Source organism: Nocardioides caeni (genome assembly GCF_004912195.1).
Classification (GTDB): Bacteria; Actinomycetota; Actinomycetes; order Propionibacteriales; family Nocardioidaceae; genus Nocardioides; species Nocardioides caeni.
This window is the reverse complement of the sequence record NZ_STGW01000007.1, coordinates 42993-66227: the sequence shown is the minus strand read 5'-3', so window position 1 is coordinate 66227 and position 23235 is coordinate 42993. Positions and strand designations below refer to the sequence as shown.

Genomic DNA, 23235 nt, shown 5'->3' with positions numbered 1-23235 from the left:
CCAGCGAGGAGCCTCGAAACCTCCGGGCGGACCTCCGCGAGGTGAGCACAGGGGCTTCGAGGCCACTCGCTCGTTCCTCGCTCGCGGCACCTCAACCAGCGTCGACCGCCCGCACCGTCTTCGTGTGCCCGTGGTGGGCCTCGTCCTCGAGCTCGGTCATGAAGCTGTCGGCCCAGGCCTTCACGTCGTGCTGGGCGATCTGCTTGCGCATCGCCTTCATCCGGCGCGACAGCTCCTTGGGCTCGGCCTCGTAGGCCTCGAGCAGGGCGGCCTTCATGCCGTTCATGTCATAGGGGTTGACCAGCCAGGCCTGGCGCAGCTCCTCGGCCGCCCCGGCGAACTCGGAGAGGACGAGTGCGCCGTCGTCGTCGACGCGGCAGGCGACGTACTCCTTCGCGACGAGGTTCATGCCGTCGCGATAGGGGGTGACGACCATGACGTCGGCGGCGCGGTAGAGCGCGGCCATCTCCTCGCGCGGGTAGGACGTGTGGAGGTAGCTGATCGCGGGCCGACCGATCCGGCCCAGGTCGCCGTTGATGCGACCGACGAGGAGCTCGATGTCGTCGCGCAGGTTGCGGTAGTGCTCGACCCGCTCCCGCGACGGGACGGCGACCTGCACGAAGACGGCGTCCTCGACGCTGAGCTCGCCGTCGCGGATCAGCTCGCCGAAGGCGCGCAGCCGGGCGTGGATGCCCTTGGTGTAGTCGAGACGGTCGATGCCGAGGAAGATCTTGCGCGGGTCGCCGAGAGCCTCGCGGATGCCTCGGGCGCGCTCCTCCACCGCAGCGTCGCGGGCCAGGTCCTCGAAGCCCGCGGCGTCGATCGAGATGGGATACGCCGCGGCCCGCACCGTCCGGCCGTCGGGCAGGTAGACGAGGTCACGATGCGTCTTGTGGCCGACGCGCTGGCGCACCAGCCGGATGAAGTTCTGGGCGGCGCCGGGCAGCTGGAAGCCGACGAGATCGGCCCCGAGCAGCCCCTCGAGGATCTGGCGGCGCCACGGCAGCTGCTGGAACAGCTCGGCCGGTGGGAACGGGATGTGCAGGTAGAAGCCGATGCGGAGGTCGGGGCGCAGGTCGCGCAGCATCTGCGGCACCAGCTGCAGCTGGTAGTCGTGGACCCACACCGTGGCGCCCTCGGCAGCGAGCTCGGCGGCCCGCTCGGCGAAGCGGCGGTTGACCTTGACGTAGGTGTCCCACCACTCGCGGTGGAACTCCGGCTTCGCCACGACGTCGTGATAGAGCGGCCACAGCGTGCCGTTGGAGAAGCCCTCGTAGTGCTCCTCGATCTCCTCCTCGCTCATCGAGAGAGGGACCAGGTGCAGTCCGTCGATGGTGAGCGGCTTCAGGCGCTGCGACGTCCCGCCCGGCCAGCCGATCCAGACGCCGTCGTGGGCGCGCATCACCGGCTCGATCGCGGAGACCAGACCGCCGGGGGAGCGGCGCCACGTCGACCTGCCGCGCTCGTCGTTCACCCGGTCCACCGGCAGGCGGTTGGCGACGATCACGAGGTCATGGCCCACGTGGTCACCTTAGAGGGAACGTCCCAGAGGGTGGGGCAGAGCGCCGATCTGCGCGCGGACGTCCTCGACCTGGCCGAGGATCGCGAGGGTCTGCGCCGCCGGGACCCAGGGGGACTCGCGCAGGCCGGCTCGCAGGCAGTCGTGGACATGGGCGATCTCGTTGCCGTAACCGACACCGATCACCGGCTGCGCAGGGACATGGACGACGGGCTCCTGCGGCTGGTGACGTCCCGGCAGTGGATGGAAGGTCCAGCTGTGCGGCGCGTGGAAGTCGCACGACACCTCGACCCAGCCGGCATCGGTGGTGATCCGGGCCCGGTTGGCCGCCTGGGACGTCAGCCCGGCCGTCAGCGTGGCGAGGGTGTCGTCGGGGTAGCGGCCGGTGATCGCGACGTCGAGGTCGACGTGGGTGTCGGCGACCGTGCCGACGGCGAGGAGCTCGATGGCCTCACCGAGCATCAGGTGGGCGAAGGTGAGTGGGTAGATACCGATGTCGTGGAGGGCGCCGCCACCCAGCGCCGGGTTCAGCAGCCGGTGGCCGGGATCGGCCGGCGCGGTGAAGTGGAACTCCGCCGCGAGGTGCCTCGGCGTGCCCAGCTCGCCGGCGTGCAGGCGGGCAGCGAGGTCGCGCCACACCGGGTGACACGCACTCCACATGGCCTCCATCAGGAAGCGGTCGTTCGCACGGGCCGCCGCGAACAGTCGCTCCGCGCCGGCGCGGTCGAGCGTCAGTGGCTTCTCGCAGAGCACGTGCTTCCCTGCCGCCAGCGCCCTCTCCACCTGCGCGGCGTGCGCGACATGGGGTGAGCCGATGTAGACGACCTCGACCTCGGGATCGTCGAGGACCGCCGCGTAGTCGCCGTACCTCTCGGCACCGTGGCGCTGCGCGAAGCCCGCCGCGCGGTCCGGGGTGCGGGAGCCGACGTGGACCAGGCGCGCGTCGGGGACCAGGGCGAGGTCGGTGGCGAAGGCCTGGGAGATGCCTCCGGGGGCGAGGATCCCCCAGCCGATGGCGGGTGAGCTGGTCACGCGGCGATCCTAGTCGCGACCGCGGAGCGTCGGCGCGGTCGAATGACATCCTTGTCATTCGCGGGTTACAGTGGACGCCGTACCTCACCTGTCCGTCAGATGAGCACGATCCACCCCCGAGCGTCGAGGAGACCTCATGAGCGCCGAGCGCAGCCGTCAGGACGCCACCCCGGTCGTTCCGGGCGACCTCAGCGATCGTGACCGCGACATCCTCGAGTTCGAGCGCCAGTGGTGGAAGTACGCCGGCGCCAAGGAGAGCGCGGTCCGCGAGCAGTTCGACATGAGCGCCACCCGCTACTACCAGGTGCTCAACGCCCTCATCGACCGTCCCGAGGCCCTCGAGGCCGACCCGCTCCTGGTCCGCCGCCTGCGCCGCCTGCGCTCACAGCGCCAGCGTCAGCGCTCGGCCCGTCGCCTCGGCTTCGAGATCTGATCCCGCACCGGCAACCAGAGAGGCGGCCATGACCTTCCCCACCTGGCCCACTCGCACCCGAGCCCAGCGCGGCACCGTCCTGCCGTCGCCCGTGGTGCTGCTCAGCGTGCTCGCCGTCGCCCTGGCGGCGGTGGCCTTCTTCACGACCCGCGGCGACGACCCCGCCGAGCGCGACATCTCCGCGACCAAGGCCGCTGCCACGCCCTCCGACGAGCCCGACGCCGAGCCGAGCGACGATGCCACGGACACGCCGACCGAGGAGGAGGAGAAGCCGCCGCCCCCGCCGGTCGACCGCACCGCCCACTCGGTCGTCGTCTTCAACAACACCGCCATCACCGGCCTGGCCGGCCGGGTCTCCGAGACCGTCAAGGCCGCCGGCTGGAAGGTCGCCGCCGCCGACAACTGGTACGGCACCGTCCCCGCCACCACCGTCTACTTCCCGCAGGGCCAGAAGGCCGCCGCCCGCCAGCTCGCCCTCGACCTCGGCGTCGCCCGGATCAAGCCGGCCGACACCGACAGCGACATGAGCGCCACCAACCTCACCCTCATCCTGACCGGCGAGCTGGACTAGTTTTTTTGGGCCGAGCGTGTCGCCGCTGATCGACGCCTCCGCGACCGCCGGCCGACCCCTCGCTCCGGTCGCTCGTTCCTCGCTTCCTGCGCTCGGTGCCGGCCGACGCCCGCGGACGGCGTCGGCGGCGCCACGCTGCCGGCCGCGCAGTCGCCTGGCGGCAAGCCCTGGTGGTCGAGGAGGCCGGCCACGGCCGTCTCGAGACCCCCGCAGCCCGTACGCCGGAGTCCGGTGGTCGATGAGGCCGGCCACGGCCGGGTCGAAGCCGCGCAAGTGGGTAACGGCCGTCACGGAGCGGTGGTCGCGCGATCACCCGGCGCACGCGCCGCCTCCGGACATGGTGGGATGGGGCAGTGAGGTTCTCGTCGCCTGAGGGTGAGCAGCGCTACGACGCGCTCGTGCGCGTCGCCGCGCGCACCGTCGTCGGCCTGGACTTCGACGGCACCCTCTCGCCCATCGTCGACGACCCGACCCAGGCGCACATCCACCCCGAGGCGGGCGACGTCCTCGTGGCGCTGGCCGAGCAGGTCGCCGCGATCGCCGTCGTGACGGGACGTCCGGCCCGGCAGGCCCTCGACCTGGGCGGCCTCGAGGAGGTCGGCGACGCCCTGCAGGCCGCCGGCAAGGAGCTGTTCGTCTTCGGGCAGTACGGCAACGAGCGCTGGTCCTCGACCCGACGCCGCATCCTCGGCGCCCGTCCGCCCCGCGGCCTGGCGACCTTCGAGCGCGACCTTCCGCGCACCCTGCGCAATGCCGGCGCGGCCGACGCCTGGATCGAGGACAAGGGCCTCGCCGTCGCCGTCCACACCCGACGCCTGCCCGACCCGGAGGAGGCGTTCGACCGCCTCCTGCCGCCGATGACCGAGCTCGCCCGACGCCACGGCCTCGTCCTCGAGCCCGGCCGTTCGGTGATCGAGGTCCGCTCGGCGGGCTCCCACAAGGGACTGGTGGTGCAGCGGCTGGCGGCTGTCGTCGACGCGGAAGGCTTCGCCTTCGCTGGCGACGACCTCGGTGACGTCGAGGCCTTCGAGGCCGTCGAGGAGCTGGGCCGACAGGGCATCGCGCCGCTGCGGGTCTGCTCGGCGTCGGCCGAGCAGAGCGCCCTGATGGACATCTCCGATGTCGTGGTCCGTGGGCCGGACGGCGTCCTCGACTTCCTGCGTCGGCTCACCGCCGACGCCGCCGCTTTCGGCGCGTCTCGATAGCTGGACGCTCATCTCGCCATCCGGTCTGCCGATTGGGAGTCCGTGAAGGCACACCCGTAGGCTGAGCCTGCTCATCCAGAGGGACTGAGGGAACGGCCCTGAGAAGTCCCGGCAACCGCCGCGAACTCCCGTGAAGACCAGCGCAACTGGGATCCACGTCGCGGAAGTGGTGCCAAATCCGACCCGCGCGAGAGTCGCCGGGACAGATGAGAAGGAGGAATCCATGAGCGCTGTTGTCAGTGAGGCCCCGTCGGCCACGACCACCGGTCTGCGGGAAGGCGCCTTCGGGCACGCCACTGCCCTGGCCTGTCGCGAGTGCGGCCACCAGGTCGACCTCGGTCCCTTCTACGCCTGCCCGGAGTGCTTCGGCCCGCTCGAGATCGCCTACGACTTCCCTGCGGTGACCCGCGAGGAGATCGAGGCCGGTCCGGCCAACATCTGGCGCTACAAGGCGCTGCTGCCGGTCCCGACCGACATCGAGTCCAGCCCCAACACCGAGCCGGGCTTCACCCGGCTGCTCGAGGCCGACAACCTCGCCCGCGAGCTCGGCATCGCCAAGGTGTGGGTCAAGGACGACTCGACCAACCCGACCAACTCCTTCAAGGACCGGGTCGTCGCCTGCGCGCTCAGCGCCGCCCGCGAGCTCGACGCCAAGGTCTTCGCCTGCCCCTCGACCGGCAACCTGGCCAACGCCGTCGCCGCGGCGGGTGCCCGGGCCGGGATCAAGACCGTCGTCTTCATCCCGAGCAACCTGGAGAAGCCCAAGCAGGTCAACTCGGCGATCTTCACCGAGAACCTCGTCGCCGTCGACGGCAACTACGACGACGTCAACAAGCTCGCCTCCGAGATCGCCGGCGAGGAGGAGGGCGGGGCGTTCGTCAACGTCAACGTCCGTCCCTACTACGCCGAGGGCTCCAAGACGTTGGGCTACGAGATCGCCGAGCAGCTCGGATGGCGCCTGCCCGACCAGGTCGTCATCCCGGTCGCGTCCGGCTCGCAGCTGACCAAGGTCGACAAGGCGTTCCAGGAGCTCATCAAGCTCGGCCTCGTCGAGGAGAAGCCCTACCGGATCTTCGGCGCCCAGGCCGAGGGCTGCGGCCCGGTCGCCACCGCCTACAAGGCCGGCGTCGACGCGATCCGACCGGTCAAGCCCGACACGATCGCCAAGAGCCTCGCGATCGGCAACCCGGCCGACGGCATCTACGTCCTCGACATCGCCCGTCGTACCGGCGGGGCCGTCGAGGAGGTCACCGACGAGGAGATCCGCGCCGGCATCGTCCTGCTCGCCCGCACCGAGGGCATCTTCACCGAGACCGCCGGCGGCACGACCGTCGCGGTCACGAAGAAGCTCGTCGAGACCGGCCAGCTCGACCCCACCCTCGAGACCGTCGTCATCAACACGGGCCACGGCCTCAAGACGCTCGACGCCGTCTCCGACCAGGTGAGCGCCGCCGCGACCATCGCGCCGACGTACGCCGCCTTCAAGTCCGCCGGCATCGTCTGATCCTGCCCTCACCCCGACCCACCAGCACCACGCGAGAGAGAAGCACCATGGCCGTCAACGTCCGGATCCCCACCATCCTGCGCACCTACACGGGCGGTGACTCCGAGGTCACCGCCGAGGGCGCCAACGTCGCGGAGATCCTCGACGACCTCGACGCCCGCTTCTCCGGCATCAAGGGCCGCATCGTCGACGAGGACGGCAAGCTGCGCCGCTTCGTCAACGTCTACGTCAACAACGACGACGTCCGCTTCGAGCAGGACCTCGCCACCCCGACGCCCGCCGGCGCCGAGGTGTCGGTCATCCCCGCCGTCGCCGGCGGATGCTGAGCCTGGTTCGCGACGCGTCGCTGATCCACCGGTCTTCCGATTCACCACGGTATGTAGGTGAATCGCCGCTTCCCATGCGGAACTCCGCATGGGAAGCGGGTGCTCCCCTACATACCGTGGTGAATCGGATCCGCCTGCGACGATTCGTCTACATACCGTGGTGAATCGTCCCAGACCGGCAGTCAGCCCAGCAGCTCCTTCGCGAGCGCCGCGCTGGCGGGGTAGTCGACCTTGCTGACAGGGGTGCGCGGCACCTCCTCGACGAAGAGCACCTGCTTGGGCACCTTGTAGTTGGAGATGAGCGAGCGGCAGTGGTCCTTGATGGCGTCCTCGGAGGCCGTCGAGCCGTCGCGTCGCTGGACGAGCGCGGTGACCTGCTGGCCCCAGCGCTCGTGGGGCGTGCCGACCACCACGGCGTCGAAGACGTCGTCGTGGCGCAGGAGGACGGCCTCGACCTCCTCCGGGTGCACCTTCTCGCCGCCGGTGTTGATGCAGACCGAGCCGCGGCCCAGGACGGTGATCTTGCCGTCGGCCTCGCGACGGGCGAAGTCGCCCGGGATCGCCCAGCGCACGCCGTCGATCTCCTTGAAGGTCGCCGCGGACTTGACCGGGTCCTTGTAGTAGCCGAGCGGCACCGGCCCCGAGCGGGCCAGCATGCCGTCGACGCCGACCGCGGCCGGCTTGAGGTCGGCGTCGAAGACCTCGACCTGGTCGTTGACGTCGAACTTCGGGGCGCCGACCGGCCCCTCCGACCCGTCGTCCATCCGTGAGCCCGCAGCGCCGGACTCCGACGAGCCGTAGGAGTCGAGGATGAAGCGGCCCGGCAGGGCCCGGCGGATCTCCTCGCGCACCCCCTCGGACAGCGGCGCCGCGCCGTTGGAGACCGCCACCAGGCTCGAGAGGTCCCAGCGGTCGGGCTCGGCGAGGATCGCCTCGGCGACCGGGCGGCCCATCGCGTCGCCGAGGAAGGTCAGCGACGCGACCCCGGCGGCCTCGACGAGGTCGAGGATCCGCTCGGCGGAGAAGTTCTTCTCGGTGAACATCGCCACCGTGTAGCCCGCGACGTGGCCGTTGCCGAGGATCCACTGGCTGCCGCCGTGCATCATCGGGCCGCAGGCCAGCAGCACCATCGGGTTCTCGTTGGCGGCGGCCTCGTCGACCAGCTGCTCGATCGAGTCGAAGGGGGCGCCGAAGCGGCTCGCGTTGAGCGCGGCACGCAGGATGTCCTCGTTGCGCCAGACCACGCCCTTCGGATTGCCGGTCGTGCCGCCGGTGTAGAGGACGTAGTGGTCGTCGGCGTTGCGCCCGTTGTCGGGGCGTACGTCGGACGCGGCGGCCAGCGCCGCGTCGTACTCCTCGCCGAGGACGATGACGTGCTTCAGCGTGGGGACGTCGAGAGCCTCGATCGCCTCGACGTACTCCGGCGCGACGATCGCGGCGACGCAGTCGGCGTTGTCGTAGAGGTAGGCGAGCTCGTCGCGCAGGTACTTGTAGTTGATGTTGATCGGCACCGCGCGCGCCTTGAGGCAGCCGTAGAGCGCGTCGACCCACTCGATCCGGTTGGTCGCGTGGACGGCGACGTGGTCGCCGGGCTGCACGCCGAGGCCGGTCAGGTGGTTGGCGAGGCGGGTGGCCCGATCGTCGATCTCGGCGTAGGTCCAGACGCGGTCCATCGTGAAGATCGCCGGCCGGTCGGGGATCCGGTCGGCCATGCCCTCCAGGACGTCGGCGAGGGTGAGGGCGCGGGGGCCGGCTGCTGCAGGGCGTGTGGTGGGGGTCACAGGGAGAAGGGTGCCAAATTAGAACAAGTTCTCGCTACGGAATCCCCGGAGAACGGGATCCTGGCCCGGCGGGGAGGATGGGAGCCATGACGGACCACCACTACGCACTCGAGCTGACCTGGCAGGGCAACCGGGGGAGCGGTACCAGCGGCTACCGCGACTACGACCGCGACGTGCTGCTGTCCGCCGAGGGCAAGCCGGACCTCGAGGGGTCCGCCGACCCGACCTTCCGCGGCGACGCGAGCCGCTGGAACCCGGAGGAGCTCCTGGTCGCGGCACTCGCCCAGTGCCACCTGCTGTCCTACCTGCACTCCGCCGTCCGACACGGCATCACCGTGACGTCGTACGACGACAGCCCCGTCGGGACCATGATCCAGGTCGACCAGGGCGGTCGATTCACCTCCGTCACGCTGCGCCCGCGCGTGATGATCACCGATCCCGCCCAGGTGGACCTGGCTCTGGAGATCCACGCCGAGGCGAGCGAGAACTGCTTCATCGCCGCCTCCGTCGCCTTCCCCGTCCGGCACGAGCCGGTGATCGAGGTCGCTCGGGGTGCGTAATTCACGGGTTAACCCGTGATTTAGGCATCCCCTCCATCCCGCGCCACGATCCGTTCACGTCGGCCTGCGACAAGTGCCCCATGAGCAGGGTGCGCAGGACGGCTGTGGTCGTGGGCATGGTGGGCGCGGGGGTTGCCGTGACGACCGGCGGTGGGCGCGAGCTGCTGCGCCGGCAGGCGGCGATCGCGCGCGCCAGGATCGGGAAGCCGCTCGGCGAGGACGCGATCGTTGCCGACAAGGTCTGGAAGCAGAAGACGTACGGCGGCGCGCCGCTGCGGCTGCTCGTGCTCGGTGACTCGATCGCTGCCGGGCTGGGGGTCGAGCGGCGCAAGGACACCCTCGGGGGGCGGCTCGCCCGCGGCCTCGCCGGCCGGGTCCACCGGCCGGTCGCGCTGCACACCGCGGCGGTCGTGGGCTCGGAGAGCTCTGCCCTCGCCGGTCAGCTGGACGCGCTGCCGGACGGCTACCGCGCCGACGTCGCCGTGATCGTGGTCGGCGGCAACGACGTCACCCACCGGGTGCCGGTCGCGACCTCCGCTGGTCACCTGGAGGAGGCGATCGCGCGGTTGCGGGCGCAGGGCACGGCCGTGGTCGTCGGTACGTGCCCAGACCTCGGGGCGCTGCGGCCGGTGCCGCAGCCGCTGCGCTCGCTCGGCTCGCGGATGTCGCGCCAGCTCGCGGCCGCGCAGGTGGAGGTGGCGGTGCGGGGTGGCGCGCACGCGGTGTCGCTGGCTCACGTGGTCGGGCCGTTCTTCATCACCAACCCCGAGGAGATGTTCAGCCTCGATCGGTTCCACCCCAGTGCGCTCGGCTACAAGCGCACGGCCGAGGCGCTGCTGCCGTCGATCCTGCTCGCGCTCGGTCTCGCCGAGGAGATCCCGTTCGGGCACTCGGCGCCAGCCGCTGGTTGAGGCCAGCCTCCAACCTTTTGGGCGGCGTTGTGCGTTGATGGGGTGTGACGACCGATGAGGAGTCCTTCCGGCTCTGGGCTGCCGAGCGCCAGCTCGCGCTGCTCCGGACGGCCGTGCTCCTCACCGGCGACCAGCACCGTGCCGAGGACCTCGTCCAGGAGGCGCTGACAACCGTCGCGCTGCGGTGGCGGCGGCTGCGGGCCGGCCACCCGGAGGCCTACGCCCGGCAGGTGATCGTCCGCGGCAACATCTCGGCCTGGCGAAAGCGTCGACGCGAGGTGCTCGCCGCCGACCCCTCCGACACGCCCACGGCCGGGGTGGCCGACCACACCCCGGCCACGGAGCGCCGGATCGCGCTCGACCAGGCGCTGGCCTCGCTGACGCCGAAGCAGCGGGCCGTCGTCGTGCTGCGCTACTACGACGACCTCACCGAGCGGGCGACCGCCGACGTCCTCGGCGTCAGCATCGGCACCGTCAAGAGCCAGACCCACCTCGCCCTGACCCGACTGCGTCAGGCCGCGCCCGAGCTCGCCGAGCTGCTGGGAGAGGAGTCCTGAGAATGAGTGAACAGAGCCTGCGGGACCTGCTGCGTGATCGCGCCGCCGAGGTGGAGGAGGCCGATCTCGCCGGCGCTGCCTGGGCCCGTGCCCGGCGTACCCGACAGCGACGGGTGACTGCCGTCGCCAGCGCCGCGGTCGTGGCCGTCGTGGCTAGTGGGGCGGCCGTCGTCGCCACAGGCGGCGGCGACGGTCCAGGGCCGACGTCTCCCACGCCGCAAACGACCACCCCTCCCGTGCCGACGGCGACCGCAGGGACGGGCCCCGTGCCACACGCGGTCCGAGCCGGGAGGCAGCACGGCGCCGAGATCTGGTGGGCGCCGGAGAAGTCGGCGGAGGTTGCGCTCCCGGTCAGAGACGTCGACGGCGTCCCGGAGACCATCGACCTCTCGGCGGGCGCGCCGCCGCACCGTCCCGGCATGACGGCGACGGCGGCGTTCACGGTGCTGGCCGAGGACGGCCAGGAGCGCGTGGTGCTGCTCGGCAGCGACGCGTCGACGTACTCGCTCGACACCAGTCGTCTCGATCCGGTCGCTGACGAGGGCGGCAACCGCTTCGTGTCCCTCGGCGACCAGGGTCTGGCGCCCGACGGCCGGCACGTGTTCTTCCGTCAGGTCTCCTCCCTCGAGGTCTATGACCTGATGACGGGGAAGTGGACCAGCATCGACACCCCTGACTGGGTCGCGGAGGGTGCTCGCTGGCAGATCGAGTCCGCGGCCGCCGGCCTCGGCGGGGAGCCACCTGCTGCGGACGCTGCCACGATCTGGGTGCCGGAGGTGCTGGGCGAGGAGGACGGTCCGGGCACGGTCTACCGCCCGTCCGGTCAGGGCCTGCGCACCGACTGGATCGCGCACTATGACCTGTGGGAGGCGGCCGGCGCCGAGCCCTACGGCCCCCAGGCGCTGGATCCGCTCGGGATCCACCTGTCCGGGTTCGGGCCTGCCACGGCCCAGCAGATGTTCCCCACCGTCGAGCTCGTCGACCCCGACGGTGCCCGGGTGATGGGAGCGGACGTCGTCGTGACGCGCGACCAGAGCTTCTCGAACCTCTCGGTCCTCGTCCTGCCCTTCGGCGGCGCCGACGGGGCGCGGTGGAACGCCTGTTGCCCGGTGGTGGGCTGGCTCGGCGGTCCCGAGACCGTGCTGCTCGAGTCCCACGGCAACGAGTGGCGGGTGCTGGGGTGGGACGTGGGGACCCGACGGTTGTGGCGGGTCACCGAGGTCGTCGGCTGGGTGCCGGGGCAGGACTCCGTCGTGGGGAGATGGGCGGCCCTCGGGCCCCGCTGAACCAGTCGCCGACGGACCACCCCGCGCTTGCACTCGCCATGGTCGAGTGCTAAACATGACGTTGGCACTCTCGCATCGAGAGTGATAACGGACATCGCGAAGGAATCGCAGGAGATATGTCGAAGCTGATTGCTTTCAACGAGGAGGCCCGGCGCGGCCTCGAGCGCGGCATGAACACGCTCGCCGACGCCGTCAAGGTCACCCTGGGCCCCAAGGGCCGCAACGTCGTGCTGGAGAAGAAGTGGGGCGCCCCCACGATCACCAACGACGGCGTCTCCATCGCCAAGGAGATCGACCTCGAGGACCCCTACGAGAAGATCGGCGCCGAGCTGGTCAAGGAGGTCGCGAAGAAGACGGACGACGTCGCCGGTGACGGTACGACGACCGCGACCGTCCTCGCCCAGGCGCTCGTCCGCGAGGGCCTGCGCAACGTGGCCGCCGGCGCGAACCCGATGGGCCTCAAGCGCGGCATCGAGGCCGCCGTGACCGCTGTCTCCGAGCAGCTCCTCGGCCTGGCCAAGGACGTCGAGACCCGCGAGCAGATCGCCGCCACCGCCACCATCTCCGCCGGTGGCGACTCCACCGTCGGCGACGCCATCGCCGAGGCGATGGACAAGGTCGGCAAGGAGGGCGTGATCACGGTCGAGGAGTCGAACACGTTCGGCATCGACCTCGAGCTCACCGAGGGCATGCGGTTCGACAAGGGCTACATCTCGGCCTACTTCGTCACCGACCCCGAGCGCATGGAGACCGTCCTCGAGGACGCCTACGTGCTGCTCGCCAACTCCAAGATCAGCAACGTCAAGGACCTGCTGCCGCTCCTGGAGAAGGTCATGCAGTCGGGCAAGCCGCTCGTCATCATCGCCGAGGACGTCGACGGTGAGGCCCTGTCCACGCTGGTCGTCAACAAGATCCGCGGCACCTTCAAGTCGGTCGCCGTCAAGGCTCCCGGCTTCGGTGACCGTCGCAAGGCCATGCTGCAGGACATCGCCATCCTCACCGGCGGCCAGGTCATCTCCGAGGAGGTCGGCCTCAAGCTGGAGACCGCCGGTCTCGAGCTCCTCGGCCAGGCCCGCAAGGTCGTCATCACCAAGGACGAGACCACCATCGTCGAGGGTTCCGGCGACCAGGGCCAGATCGAGGGCCGGGTCAACCAGATCCGCGCCGAGATCGAGAAGTCGGACTCCGACTACGACCGCGAGAAGCTGCAGGAGCGCCTCGCCAAGCTGGCCGGCGGCGTGGCCGTCATCAAGGTCGGCGCGGCCACCGAGGTCGAGCTCAAGGAGCGCAAGCACCGCATCGAGGACGCCGTGCGCAACGCGAAGGCGGCCGTCGAGGAGGGCATCCTCCCCGGTGGCGGCGTCGCGCTCGTCCAGGCCGGTGCCACGGCCTTCGACAAGCTCGAGCTTGAGGGCGACGAGGCCACTGGTGCCAACATCGTCAAGGTCGCGCTGTCCGCTCCGCTGAAGCAGATCGCCATCAACGCCGGCCTCGAGGGCGGTGTCGTCGCGGAGAAGGTCGCCAACCTCCCCGCCGGCCAGGGCCTCAACGCCGCGACCGGTGAGTACGTCGACCTGCTCGGCGCCGGCATCATCGACCCGGCCAAGGTCACCCGCTCCGCCCTGCAGAACGCCGCGTCGATCGCCGCGCTGTTCCTCACCACCGAGGCCGTCGTGGCAGACAAGCCGGAGAAGGCCGCCGCAGGTGGCGACCCGACCGGTGGCATGGGTGGCATGGGCGGCATGGACTTCTGAGGAGTCCCCGCTTCACCTGAGCATCATCCACAGGGCTCCCGCTCCGGCGGGGGCCCTGTGGCGTTCGCGGGCAGCGACCGCGATCCGATCAACCTGGTTGATCGGATCGCGGTCGTTCGACGGGTTCGCCGTGCATTCGTGCGTCCGTGGCAGAGTCGGACCATGGCCGCCACCGGTCTCCTCCTCGCCGCCGGCGCCGGTCGCCGCATGGGTCAGCCCAAGGCGCTCGTCCGCGACGCGACCGGCCGACCCTGGCTGACCCGCGTGGTGAGGGTGCTGCTCGCGGGAGGCTGCGATCGGGTCGTCGTGGTGCTGGGCGCCGCCGCGGACGAGGCCGAGTGGCTGCTCGCCGACGGCCTGCCCGACCTGACCCGCGTCGACGTCGTGCGCGCGCACGACTGGCAGGCGGGGATGGGCGCGTCGCTGCGAGCGGGCCTCGATGCCCTCGCGGAGGCCGGGCCAGACGCCGCGCTCGTCCACCTCGTCGACCTCCCGGACGTCGGCGCCGAGGTCGTCGCTCGAGTGCTCGCGGCAGCCGGGCCCGGGGCGACGACACTGGCCCGGGCGTCGTACGACGGAGTGCCGGGGCATCCCGTCCTGCTGGGCCGCGACCACTGGGCGGGGGTGGCCGACGCCGCCGCCGGAGACCAGGGCGCGCGGCACTACCTCGCGGCCAACGCACCGACCCTCGTCGAGTGCGGCGACCTCGCCACGGGAGTCGACGTCGACCGACCAACCCCCGGCCAACGCGCGCCTCACTAGCCTCGCCGCATGGACACCCGGGTCGCCGAGCTGGCGCGTCGACTGGAGGAGACCGGCTACCTCTGCGACGACGACCTCGCGACGGTGCTGTTCCTGTCGCTCGAGATGCGACGACCCCTGCTGCTCGAGGGCGAGCCCGGCACGGGCAAGACCGCGCTGGCCGAGTCGATCGCCCAGACGCTGGGGCAGCCGCTGATCCGGCTGCAGTGCTACGAGGGCATCGACGCGACCCAGGCCCTCTACGACTGGGACTTCCCACGTCAGATCCTGCACCTGCGGGCGCTCGAGGCGGCTTCGGGGGACACCCGTGGCGAGGTCGCGGAGACCGAGAAGAGCCTCTATGACGAGCGCTTCCTGCTCGCCCGCCCGGTGCTGGCCGCGCTCCAGCAGAGCCCTGCCGTGCTGCTCGTCGACGAGATCGACCGCGCCGACGACGAGTTCGAGGCCTTCCTGCTCGAGGTCCTGTCCACCTTCCAGGTCACGATCCCCGAGCTGGGCACGGTGCGGGCCGCGACGCCGCCGACGGTCGTGCTGACCTCCAACCGCACCCGCGAGCTGCACGACGCCCTCAAGCGGCGCTGCCTCTACCACTGGATCGAGCACCCGGGACTCGAGCGCGAGGTCGCGATCCTGCGCTCCCGCGCCCCGGAGGTGAGCGCCGACCTGGGGCGCCAGGTGGTCGCGGTGGTCCAGCGCCTCCGGAACGGCGAGGCCGGCATCGACCTGCTCAAGCCGCCCGGCGTCGCCGAGACCCTCGACTGGGCCCGCGCCCTGCAGCACCTCGGCACGGTCGAGCTCGACGTCGAGACGGCGGCGCGGACCCTGGGTGCGCTGGTGAAGCATCGCGACGACGCCGAGCGGGTACGCGCCGCCCTCGACCGGATGCTGTCGGCATGACCGCGCCCGTGCTGCTCCGGGAACCCGACGAGGTGCTCGTCGGGTTCACCGTCGCCCTGCGGGCGGCGGGCGTCGGCGTCACCCAGGACCGGACGCGCAGCTACCTCGACGCGGTGAGGATCGTCGGCCTCGCCGACCGGGCAGCCACCCGCATGGCGGGACGGTCGACCCTCTGCGCCAGCCGCGAGGACCTCGAGCGCCACGACCGGCTCTTCGACGAGTGGTTCAGCCGGGACACCGCGGAGCCGACCCTGCGCCCTCGTGGCGTGCAGCAACGACCCGGGGTCGGGCTGCTCCCCGACGACCAGGCCGCTGGCGCCGGATCGGAAGTCGACGACGATCCCCTCCGCGCCGCCGCCAGCGCCGCGGAGGTTCTCCGGCACCGTGACGTCGCCACCCTCGACCCGACCGAGCGTGCCCTGCTCGCGCGCCTGTTCGCCTCGTTGCGGGTGCGGCTCCCGGTCCGGTCGACCTCCCGCCGTTCGCCCCATCGCCGAGGAGCCGTCGACGTCTCCCGCACGCTGCGCGCGAGCCTGCGCCGGATGGGCGAGCCGGCGCGGATCCACCATCGTCGCCGCGCGACCCGCGCCCGCCGGGTCGTGCTGCTCGTCGACGTGTCCGGTTCGATGGGCGGCTACGCCGACGCGCTGCTCCGCCTGGCGCACCGCATCGCGCAGGCGGGACCGGGCGTGGAGACCTTCACCCTCGGCACACGGCTCACCCGGATCACCCCGCCGCTGCGCCTGCGTGACGCCGACCGCGCGATCGCGGCCGCCGGTGGCGTCGTACCGGACTGGTCGGGGGGCACGCGGCTCGGCGAGACCCTCCGGGCGTTCCTCGACCGGCACGGCCAGCGTGGCCTGGCCCGCGGCGCGGTCGTGGTGATCTTCAGCGACGGCTGGGAACGGGGCGACCCGCGCCTGCTGGGCGAGCAGGTCGAGCGGCTGCACCGGCTCGCGCACCGTGTCGTGTGGGTCAACCCGCACCGCGGCAAGGACGGCTATGCCCCGCTCCAGCAGGGGATCGTCGCCGTCCTGCCGCACGTCGACCACTTCGTCGCCGGCCACTCGCTGGCGACCTTCGCCGAGCTCGTGGAGGTGCTGGCCGATGCGTGAGGTGCTGCCCCAGCTGCTGGCCTGGTGGGAGGCCGGCGAGACCGTCGGCATGGGCACCGTGGTCGCGACCTTTCGCTCCGCCCCGCGCCCACCGGGCGCCTCGATGCTGGTCGGGCCGGACGCGTCCGCCGTCGGCTCGGTCTCGGGTGGGTGTGTGGAGGGCGCCGTCTATGACCTGGCCCAGGAGGTCGTCGGGTCCGGGACACCCCAGCTGCACCGCTACGGCGTCTCCGACGACGACGCCTTCGCCGTCGGCCTGACCTGCGGCGGCATCCTCGACGTCTATGTCGAGAAGGTCAGCCGCGAGACCTTCCCCGAGCTCGGCGAGATCGCGGGCGACATCGACGCCGGCCGGCCCGTCGCGGTCGCCACGATCGTGGAGCATCCCGATCCGTCGTACGTCGGGCGCCGGACCGTCATCCGCCCCGACGCTGGCGTGGTGGGGAGCCTCGGCAGTGCCCGGATCGACGACGCGGTCCGCGACGACGCCCTGGGCCTGCTGGCGGCGGGACACCACGGGACGCTGTCCTACGGGCCCGACGGCGAGCGCCGTGGCGAGGGGATGCGGGTGTTCGTGTGGGCGTTCGCGCCCGCCCCGCGGTTGCTGGTGTTCGGTGCGATCGACTTCGCTGCGGCGGTGGCCCGGGTCGGCGGATTCCTCGGCTACCGGGTCACGGTCTGCGACGCCCGGCCGGTGTTCGCGACGACCAGTCGCTTCCCGGGGGCCGACGAGGTCGTGGTCGAGTGGCCGCACCGCTACCTGGCCGCCGAGCAGGAGGCGGGACGCATCGACCGTCGCACGGTCGTCACCGTGCTGACGCACGACCCCAAGTTCGACGTCCCGCTGCTCGAGGTCGCCCTGCGCCTGCCCGAGGTGGGCTACGTCGGCGCGATGGGCTCACGCCGCACGCACGACGACCGGATGGAGCGCCTGCGCGAGGCCGGCCTCGACGACGACGAGCTCGCGCGGCTGCACAGCCCGATCGGCCTCGACCTCGGCGCGCGTACGCCGGAGGAGACCGCGATCAGCATCGCCGCGGAGATCGTGGCGGGCCGCTGGGGCGGGTCGGGCGAGCCGCTCGGCGAGCGGGCGGGTCGCATCCACGGTTGACCCGGCCGCCGGCCGCCCGCTGAAGGGGTGACGCCCGTCACGCCACCGGGGGTACTGTGCACGCCATGGACGAGCTCCTCGAGCGACGCCGCGCCGCCCTGTCCGCCTGGTCCACCTTCGTCGAGGACGGCGACCGGGCAGCCACCCTGGTGCGCCCCGAGATCCTCGACAGCTGGCAGCGCTCCGGCACGACGGTCGCCCGCGACGTCGTCGAGGCACCGCTCGCCGACGAGGCGGAGACTCGGTCCTTCTGGGACGGCTCGCCGCTGCAGGTCGCGGTCGAGCGGGTGGAGGAGGAGCTGCGGCGCACGGCCGAGGACGGCGACCTCGTCCTCGCGGTCACCGACCCCGACACCCGCGTGCTGTGGACCTACGGCGGCCGCGTGATGCGGCGCAAGGCCGAGAGCGTCAACTTCGTGGTGGGCGGTCGCTGGGACGACCGCTCGGTCGGCACCAATGCGCTCGATCTCGCCAACCGGCTCGACCGCCCGGCGATGGTCTTCAGCGCCGAGCACTACGCGCCGATCGTGCACAACTGGGTCTGCTGGGCCGCGCCCGTGCACGACCCGGTCAGCGGCGCCAAGCTCGGCGTGCTCGACATCTCCACGACCTGGGAGCGCACCCACCCGATCGGACTGGCCACCGCCCGGGTCCTGGCCCGCCTCGTCGAGCAGGCCCTGCCGAGCACCCGTCACTACGTCGACGGGACGTCAGTGACCGAGGGCGTCGCGGAGCCGGGCCTCGTGCTGAGCGTGCTCGGCACGGCGGAGGCACGGGTCGACGGGCAGCGGCTGCTGCTCAACCGGCGACAGAGCGAGATCCTCGCCCTGCTGGCGCTGCACCCCGACGGGCTGTCCCTCGAGCAGCTCCACGCCATGCTCTACGGCGACCACGCCGTCACGTTCTCCACGCTCAAGGCGGAGGTCTCGCACCTGCGCCACGCCCTCGCCGGACAGCTCGCCTCCCGCCCCTACCGCCTGCTGATGCCGATCGCCACCGACGTCGACCATGTCCTCGGGCTGCTGCGCCGTGGCGACGTCGCCGCGGCCGTCGACGCCTACGGCGGCGACCTGCTGCCCGGCACGGAGAGCCCGGCCCTCGTCCAGATGGGGGAGTACGTCGCCGTCGCCGTCCGCGAGGCCCTGCTCGCCGACCCCCAGCCCGACGCGGTGCTGCACTACATCGAGCTGGCGCCCTACGACACCGCGGTGCTGGAGGCCTGCCTGCTGCGGCTCCGTGCCGAGGGACGCGAGCACCACCCCGCCGTACCGCTGCTCAAGGCGCGACTGGCGGTTGCGGACGCCTGACCCACAGCCACGTCATCAGCGCCCAGACGGCCGAGACGACGAGGACCTCGATCACGACGTAGGTCGGCCAGGCCGGCAGCGCGTCCAGTACGGAGGCGCGGTGCGGCTTGCCGTTGAGGTAGCCGTAGTTGGTGCCCACGATGGCGTTGAAGGTCATCGCGGCTGCCGCCCACAGGGTCGTCAGGGCCACGGTCAGGCGATAGTCGCGCCAGCGGGGCGTGATGCGCAGGCCCCAGACGAGATAGATCGCCGACCAGACGATCAGCGCGTGCATGCCCCAGAACATCCAGAACCGCGGCTCGGCCCAGCCAGAGCCCAGGTCGGGGGTGATCATGCCCTGCAGGGTGAGGGTCGTGCCCCACAGCCAGTTGACGCTCGCCGCCCAGCGTCGGCCGGTCCACAATGCATACACCGCGACCACCCAGGCGAAGTCGCAGATCTGCAGCGGCAGGGAGGTGTCGAGGTCCCACTCCGAGGGAGTGAACTGCAGCGCCTGCATCGGGATCGTGAAGAGCGGGATCGCGACGGCGAACGCGCGACGGAAGCGGAGGTCGTCGCCCGTCACGCGCTGCCGCCGCCCGAGGACGACCAGGGGCCAGCAGAGGATCAGGAAGACCGCGAGCGCGGTGAGGTGGGAGGCGCCGAGGGTCGTGAACTGGTGGCTCCCGTCGGTGACCACGTCACCAGCCTGTCGGAGTCGGCCGGCCGGGCACGCCGTATGGGTACTCAAACCGTCGACGGTCCGCGCCAACCTCGTGCCAACCCACGGTGCCTAGCGTGAGCCGGGTCACAGGTTCCTGCGCTCAAGGGAGAGTCATGGCCCGGATCAACCTCACCGTCGACGGATCGCAGGTCAGCGACGACGTCGAACCGCGGATGCTGCTGGTGCAGTACCTGCGCGAGCAGCTCGGCAAGACCGGCACCGTCATCGGTTGCGACACCAGCAACTGCGGGGCGTGCACCGTCCACCTCGACGGCACGAGCGTGAAGTCGTGCAACGTCCTCGCCGTCCAGGCCGACGGCGCCGAGGTCACCACCATCGAGGGCCTGGCCGCGGAGGACGGGACGCTGCACCCGGTGCAGGAGGCCTTCCGCGAGTGCCACGGCCTGCAGTGCGGATTCTGCACCCCCGGAATGATCATGCAGACCGTCGACCTCCTCAAGGACAACCCGGACCCGTCGGAGGAGGCGATCCGGCTCGGTCTCGAGGGCAACCTGTGCCGCTGCACGGGCTACCACAACATCGTCCGCGCGGTTCAGCACGCGGCGGGTACGACGGAAGGAGCGTCGGCATGACCGCGACCCAGGAGCCCGCGGCCCAGGCCGAGATCGGGCGGGACCGTCGACGCAAGGAGGACCAGCGACTGATCACGGGCCGCACCCGCTGGACCGACAACATCACGCTGCCGGGGATGCTGCACCTGGCGATGGTCCGCAGCCCCTTCGCCCACGCGCGCATCACCTCCATCGACACCTCCGCGGCGAAGGCCGGTCGCAATGTCGTCACGGTGCTGACCGGCGCGGACCTCGGCGAGGCACAGGGTGCCTGCATCAACGCCTGGCCGGTCGTCGAGGACCAGGTGACCCCCGACCACCTCCCCATGCCGACCGATCGCGTCGCGTTCGCCGGTGAGACCGTCGCCGTCGTCGTCGCACGCAGCGCCGCCGAGGCCCGCGACGCCGCGGAGCTCGTCGAGGTCGACTACGAGGAGCTGCCGGCCGCGCTCGACCTCAAGGAGGCAGCGGCCGCCCACGAGAGCGGGGGGACGCTCGCGCACCCCGACCTCGGCACCAATGTCACCGCCGTGTGGCGATTCGACTCCGCCGAGGCCGGGACCGGCGGCGACGTCGAGGCCGCCATCGCCGAGGCCCGCGACAGCGGCATCCTGATCGAGCGCGAATACCGTCAGCAGCGGCTGATCCCCGCCTTCATGGAGCCGCGCAGCGTCGTCGTGGACCCGACCGGTGAGCAGATCACCATCTGGTCGGCGACCCAGATCCCGCACATCCTGCGCTTCGCGCTCGCGGCGACGACCGGCGTCCCGGAGTCGAAGATCCGGGTCATCGCCCCCGACGTGGGCGGCGGCTTCGGCGGCAAGCTGCAGCAGACCCCGGAGGAGATGATCGCCTTCGCGGTGGCGCGCCGGCTCGGCAAGCCGGTGAAGTTCACCGAGACCCGGAGCGAATCCCTGCTCACCGCCCATCACGGCCGCGACCAGTGGCAGCGGCTCACCCTCGCGGCGACCAAAGAGGGCACGGTCACCGGGCTCAAGGTCGACCTGCTCGCCGACCTCGGTGCCTACGTCGCCATCGTCGGCGGCGGTGTGCCGGTGCTCGGCGCGTTCATGTTCAACGCGATCTACAAGTTCCCCGCCTACCAGTTCCAGACCACCAACGTCCTCACCAACAAGGCCTGGACCGATGCCTACCGCGGCGCGGGACGCCCCGAGGCGACCTATGCGATCGAGCGGCTGATGGACGAGCTCGCCGCCGAGGTCGGCGTCGACCCGCTCGAGATCCGCGAGCGCAACTGGATCAACCACGAGGAGTTCCCGTTCACCACGGTCGCGGGACTCGAGTACGACTCCGGCAACTACGAAGCCGCGACCGCGCGGGCCAAGGAGATGTTCGGCTACGACGCCCTCCGCGCCGAGCAGGCCGAGCGCCGCGCCCGCGGTGACAAGGTCCAGCTCGGACTGGGCGTCTCGACCTTCACGGAGATGTGCGGACTCGCACCGTCCCGGGTGCTCGGCAGCCTCAACTACGGCGCCGGCGGCTGGGAGCACGCGGAGGTCCGGATGCTCGCGACCGGCACGGTCGAGGTCGTCACGGGGGCGTCCGCCCACGGCCAGGGGCACGAGACCGCGTTCAGCCAGATCGTGGCCGACCGGCTCGGCGTACCGTTCGAGGACGTCGAGATCCTCCACGGGGACACGCAGATCTCGCACAAGGGCCTCGACACCTACGGGTCCCGCAGTCTGGTCGTCGGCGGCGAGGCCCTGGTGCGGGCTGTCGACAAGGTGATCGAGAAGGCACGGCCCGTGGCGGCCCACCTGCTCGAGGCCTCCGCCGACGACCTCGAGTTCAGCGGCGGCAGCTTCACCGTCAAGGGGACCGACCAGGGGATGGCGATCCAGGAGATCGCCACCGCCGTCTTCGCCGCGCACAACCTGCCGGACGGGATGGAGCCCTCGCTCGACTCCGAGGCGACCTACGACCCGGTGAACTTCAACTACCCCCACGGCACCCACCTCTGCGCGGTGGAGGTCGACACCGAGACCGGACAGGTCAAGCTCCGCAAGTACGTCTGCTGCGACGACATCGGGGTGGTCATCAACCCGCTGATCGTCGCCGGACAGGTCCACGGCGGCCTGGTGCAGGGCATCGCCCAGGCGTTGTGGGAGGAGGCGATCTATGACGAGAACGGCACCCTCGTCACGGGCTCGTTCGTCGACTACCTGCTGCCCACGGCGGCCGACACGATCACCTTCGAGATCGACCACACGACGTCGCCGTCCACCACCAACTCGCTCGGCACCAAGGGCGTCGGCGAGGCCGGCACCATCGCCTCGACGCCGGCCGTCGTCAACGCCGTCGTCGACGCCGTCCGCCACCTCGGCGTCAACGACATCACCATGCCCTGCACCCCCGAGCGGGTCTGGCGAGCCATCAACGACGGCTCGTCCGGCGGCGAGACAACCGAGGCAGCGATGCCCCACTTCGACGAGACGGAAGGAGGGGTCCAGTGATCCCCGCAGCCTTCGAGTACGTCGCGCCGACCTCGGTCGAGGAGGCGCTCGCCGCCCTCGCCGAGCACGGCGACGACGCCAAGATCATCGCCGGCGGCCAGAGCCTCCTCCCCGTCCTGCGGATGCGGCTCAACGCCCCCGAGTGGGTGATCGACCTCGGCCGCATCGACAGCCTGCGTGGCGTCCGCGACGGGGGCGACCACCTCGTGATCGGCGCCATGACCACGCACCACGACGTCGGTCGCGATCCGCTCGTCCACGAGCACGCGCTGCTGATCAGCAAGGCGATCACGCACCTTGCCGACGCCCAGGTCCGCCACCGCGGCACCTTCGGCGGGGCGCTCGCCCACGCCGATCCGGCCGGCGACCTCGGGGCGCCGGCGCTGGCGCTCGGCTCGACCTTCGTCGTCCAGGGTCCCGGCGGCACCCGGGAGATCCCGGGCGCCGACTTCTTCGTCGACCTCTTCGAGACGGCGATCTCCGACGACGAGATCCTCACCGAGGTGCGGGTCCCGAAGCACGACGGCTGGGGGGCGTCGTACGAGAAGTTCGTGCGGATCGCCCACCAGTGGCCGATCGTGGCGGTCGCGGCGACGGTCCGGCTCGAGGGCGACACCATCGCCGAGGCGCGGGTGGGGCTCACCAACATGGGCTCGACCCCGTTGCGCGCCCACGCGGTCGAGGAGGCGCTCGCCGGCCGTCCCGCCACGGAGGACGCCGTCGCCGGCGCCGCCGCTCTCGTCGCCGACGGCACCAACCCGCCCAGCGACCTCAACGGCGACGCCGACTACCGCCGCCACATCGCGACCGTGATGACCCGCCGGGCCGTGCTGGCCGCTGCGGGTCGCGGCTGAG

At 71.6% G+C, this 23235-nt stretch carries 22 protein-coding genes and 1 riboswitch; of the genes, 18 read left to right on the top strand and 4 right to left on the bottom strand.

The window, feature by feature from the left end; translation table 11 throughout:
* Window positions 1–91: 91 nt before the first annotated feature.
* Entirely contained in the window at window positions 92–1522 is a 1431-nt protein-coding gene (locus tag E9934_RS12115; protein WP_136563149.1) for an alpha,alpha-trehalose-phosphate synthase (UDP-forming), read from the bottom strand.
* 9 nt (window positions 1523–1531) lie between these two features.
* Entirely contained in the window at window positions 1532–2551 is a 1020-nt protein-coding gene (locus tag E9934_RS12110; protein ID WP_136563148.1) for a Gfo/Idh/MocA family protein, read from the bottom strand.
* 136 nt (window positions 2552–2687) lie between these two features.
* Between E9934_RS12110 and E9934_RS12105 the strand changes: the two genes are divergently transcribed.
* From E9934_RS12105 to E9934_RS12085, 5 genes are all read left to right on the top strand, one after another.
* Complete coding sequence (locus E9934_RS12105; RefSeq protein ID WP_136563147.1) at window positions 2688–2984, top strand: DUF3263 domain-containing protein; 297 nt, start codon at window positions 2688–2690, stop codon at window positions 2982–2984.
* 28 nt (window positions 2985–3012) lie between these two features.
* Window positions 3013–3555: a LytR C-terminal domain-containing protein gene (locus E9934_RS12100; protein ID WP_136563146.1), complete on the top strand. Its 543-nt coding sequence runs from the start codon at window positions 3013–3015 to the stop codon at window positions 3553–3555.
* Between the two features lie 353 nt (window positions 3556–3908).
* Entirely contained in the window at window positions 3909–4760 is an 852-nt protein-coding gene (otsB, locus tag E9934_RS12095) for a trehalose-phosphatase (protein WP_136563145.1), read from the top strand.
* 68 nt (window positions 4761–4828) lie between these two features.
* Window positions 4829–4973: riboswitch (SAM riboswitch) on the top strand.
* A gap of 10 nt (window positions 4974–4983) precedes the next feature.
* Entirely contained in the window at window positions 4984–6264 is a 1281-nt protein-coding gene (gene thrC / locus E9934_RS12090) for a threonine synthase (RefSeq protein WP_136563144.1), read from the top strand.
* Window positions 6265–6311: 47 nt separating this feature from the next.
* Window positions 6312–6590, top strand: coding sequence for a MoaD/ThiS family protein (locus E9934_RS12085; protein ID WP_136563143.1), 279 nt, complete (start codon window positions 6312–6314; stop codon window positions 6588–6590).
* 182 nt (window positions 6591–6772) lie between these two features.
* Here E9934_RS12085 and E9934_RS12080 read toward each other — a convergent pair whose 3' ends face one another.
* A complete protein-coding gene (locus E9934_RS12080) occupies window positions 6773–8371 on the bottom strand; it encodes an AMP-binding protein (RefSeq protein WP_136563142.1) in 1599 nt (532 codons plus the stop codon).
* An 86-nt stretch (window positions 8372–8457) separates the two neighbouring features.
* On the opposite strand from E9934_RS12080, the gene E9934_RS12075 reads away from it, so the two are divergent.
* The 10 genes from E9934_RS12075 (at window position 8458) to E9934_RS12030 (ending at window position 18631) form a co-directional block, all read left to right on the top strand.
* Window positions 8458–8931 carry an OsmC family protein gene (locus E9934_RS12075; protein ID WP_136563141.1) on the top strand — a complete coding sequence of 158 codons (474 nt, stop codon included), beginning with the start codon at window positions 8458–8460 and terminating at the stop codon, window positions 8929–8931.
* An 80-nt stretch (window positions 8932–9011) separates the two neighbouring features.
* Window positions 9012–9842, top strand: coding sequence for an SGNH/GDSL hydrolase family protein (locus E9934_RS12070; RefSeq protein WP_202977281.1), 831 nt, complete (start codon window positions 9012–9014; stop codon window positions 9840–9842).
* Between the two features lie 44 nt (window positions 9843–9886).
* On the top strand, window positions 9887–10399 hold the full coding sequence (locus E9934_RS12065; protein WP_136563140.1) for a SigE family RNA polymerase sigma factor: 513 nt from the start codon (window positions 9887–9889) through the stop codon (window positions 10397–10399).
* Window positions 10400–10401: 2 nt separating this feature from the next.
* Entirely contained in the window at window positions 10402–11685 is a 1284-nt protein-coding gene (locus tag E9934_RS12060) for a hypothetical protein (protein WP_136563139.1), read from the top strand.
* Window positions 11686–11801: 116 nt separating this feature from the next.
* The gene (gene groL, locus E9934_RS12055) at window positions 11802–13439 is read left to right on the top strand and encodes a chaperonin GroEL (RefSeq protein WP_136563138.1); all 1638 of its coding nucleotides are present in this window, start codon (window positions 11802–11804) and stop codon (window positions 13437–13439) included.
* 162 nt (window positions 13440–13601) lie between these two features.
* Window positions 13602–14201, top strand: coding sequence for a nucleotidyltransferase family protein (locus E9934_RS12050; RefSeq protein WP_136563137.1), 600 nt, complete (start codon window positions 13602–13604; stop codon window positions 14199–14201).
* A 9-nt stretch (window positions 14202–14210) separates the two neighbouring features.
* The gene (locus tag E9934_RS12045) at window positions 14211–15098 is read left to right on the top strand and encodes an AAA family ATPase (RefSeq protein ID WP_136563136.1); all 888 of its coding nucleotides are present in this window, start codon (window positions 14211–14213) and stop codon (window positions 15096–15098) included.
* On the top strand, window positions 15095–16213 hold the full coding sequence (locus tag E9934_RS12040) for a vWA domain-containing protein (RefSeq protein ID WP_136563135.1): 1119 nt from the start codon (window positions 15095–15097) through the stop codon (window positions 16211–16213). The genes E9934_RS12045 and E9934_RS12040 overlap by 4 nt, the downstream gene beginning before the upstream one ends.
* Complete coding sequence (locus E9934_RS12035) at window positions 16206–17324, top strand: XdhC family protein (RefSeq protein ID WP_136563134.1); 1119 nt, start codon at window positions 16206–16208, stop codon at window positions 17322–17324. The genes E9934_RS12040 and E9934_RS12035 overlap by 8 nt, the downstream gene beginning before the upstream one ends.
* A 65-nt stretch (window positions 17325–17389) precedes the next feature.
* Complete coding sequence (locus tag E9934_RS12030; RefSeq protein ID WP_136563133.1) at window positions 17390–18631, top strand: sigma-54-dependent transcriptional regulator family protein; 1242 nt, start codon at window positions 17390–17392, stop codon at window positions 18629–18631.
* Here the strand turns inward: E9934_RS12030 and E9934_RS12025 are convergent.
* Window positions 18600–19310 (bottom strand): YwaF family protein, encoded by a 711-nt coding sequence (locus E9934_RS12025; protein ID WP_158294990.1) that lies wholly within the window; start codon window positions 19308–19310, stop codon window positions 18600–18602. The two genes, E9934_RS12030 and E9934_RS12025, sit on opposite strands and share 32 nt — an antisense overlap.
* Window positions 19311–19447: 137 nt before the next feature.
* Here E9934_RS12025 and E9934_RS12020 point away from each other — a divergent pair, with 137 nt between their 5' ends.
* From E9934_RS12020 to E9934_RS12010, 3 genes are read left to right on the top strand one after another with little or no spacing between them, the layout of a single operon-like run.
* Window positions 19448–19927 (top strand): (2Fe-2S)-binding protein, encoded by a 480-nt coding sequence (locus E9934_RS12020; RefSeq protein ID WP_136563131.1) that lies wholly within the window; start codon window positions 19448–19450, stop codon window positions 19925–19927.
* Window positions 19924–22380, top strand: a complete 2457-nt coding sequence (locus E9934_RS12015) for a xanthine dehydrogenase family protein molybdopterin-binding subunit (RefSeq protein WP_136563130.1) — start codon at window positions 19924–19926, stop codon at window positions 22378–22380. The genes E9934_RS12020 and E9934_RS12015 overlap by 4 nt, the downstream gene beginning before the upstream one ends.
* Complete coding sequence (locus tag E9934_RS12010) at window positions 22377–23234, top strand: FAD binding domain-containing protein (protein ID WP_136563129.1); 858 nt, start codon at window positions 22377–22379, stop codon at window positions 23232–23234. The genes E9934_RS12015 and E9934_RS12010 overlap by 4 nt, the downstream gene beginning before the upstream one ends.
* Window position 23235 lies beyond the last annotated feature (1 nt).

Coding starts and splice junctions, on each gene's coding strand:
- E9934_RS12060 (WP_136563139.1), top strand. CDS start 10,402: ATGAGTGAACAGAGCCTGCGGGACCTGCTGCGTGATCGCGCCGCCGAG.
- E9934_RS12015 (WP_136563130.1), top strand. CDS start 19,924: ATGACCGCGACCCAGGAGCCCGCGGCCCAGGCCGAGATCGGGCGGGAC.
- E9934_RS12075 (WP_136563141.1), top strand. CDS start 8,458: ATGACGGACCACCACTACGCACTCGAGCTGACCTGGCAGGGCAACCGG.
- E9934_RS12100 (WP_136563146.1), top strand. CDS start 3,013: ATGACCTTCCCCACCTGGCCCACTCGCACCCGAGCCCAGCGCGGCACC.
- E9934_RS12020 (WP_136563131.1), top strand. CDS start 19,448: ATGGCCCGGATCAACCTCACCGTCGACGGATCGCAGGTCAGCGACGAC.
- E9934_RS12085 (WP_136563143.1), top strand. CDS start 6,312: ATGGCCGTCAACGTCCGGATCCCCACCATCCTGCGCACCTACACGGGC.
- E9934_RS12105 (WP_136563147.1), top strand. CDS start 2,688: ATGAGCGCCGAGCGCAGCCGTCAGGACGCCACCCCGGTCGTTCCGGGC.
- E9934_RS12035 (WP_136563134.1), top strand. CDS start 16,206: ATGCGTGAGGTGCTGCCCCAGCTGCTGGCCTGGTGGGAGGCCGGCGAG.
- thrC (WP_136563144.1), top strand. CDS start 4,984: ATGAGCGCTGTTGTCAGTGAGGCCCCGTCGGCCACGACCACCGGTCTG.
- groL (WP_136563138.1), top strand. CDS start 11,802: ATGTCGAAGCTGATTGCTTTCAACGAGGAGGCCCGGCGCGGCCTCGAG.
- E9934_RS12070 (WP_202977281.1), top strand. CDS start 9,012: ATGAGCAGGGTGCGCAGGACGGCTGTGGTCGTGGGCATGGTGGGCGCG.
- E9934_RS12040 (WP_136563135.1), top strand. CDS start 15,095: ATGACCGCGCCCGTGCTGCTCCGGGAACCCGACGAGGTGCTCGTCGGG.
- E9934_RS12030 (WP_136563133.1), top strand. CDS start 17,390: ATGGACGAGCTCCTCGAGCGACGCCGCGCCGCCCTGTCCGCCTGGTCC.
- E9934_RS12045 (WP_136563136.1), top strand. CDS start 14,211: ATGGACACCCGGGTCGCCGAGCTGGCGCGTCGACTGGAGGAGACCGGC.
- E9934_RS12050 (WP_136563137.1), top strand. CDS start 13,602: ATGGCCGCCACCGGTCTCCTCCTCGCCGCCGGCGCCGGTCGCCGCATG.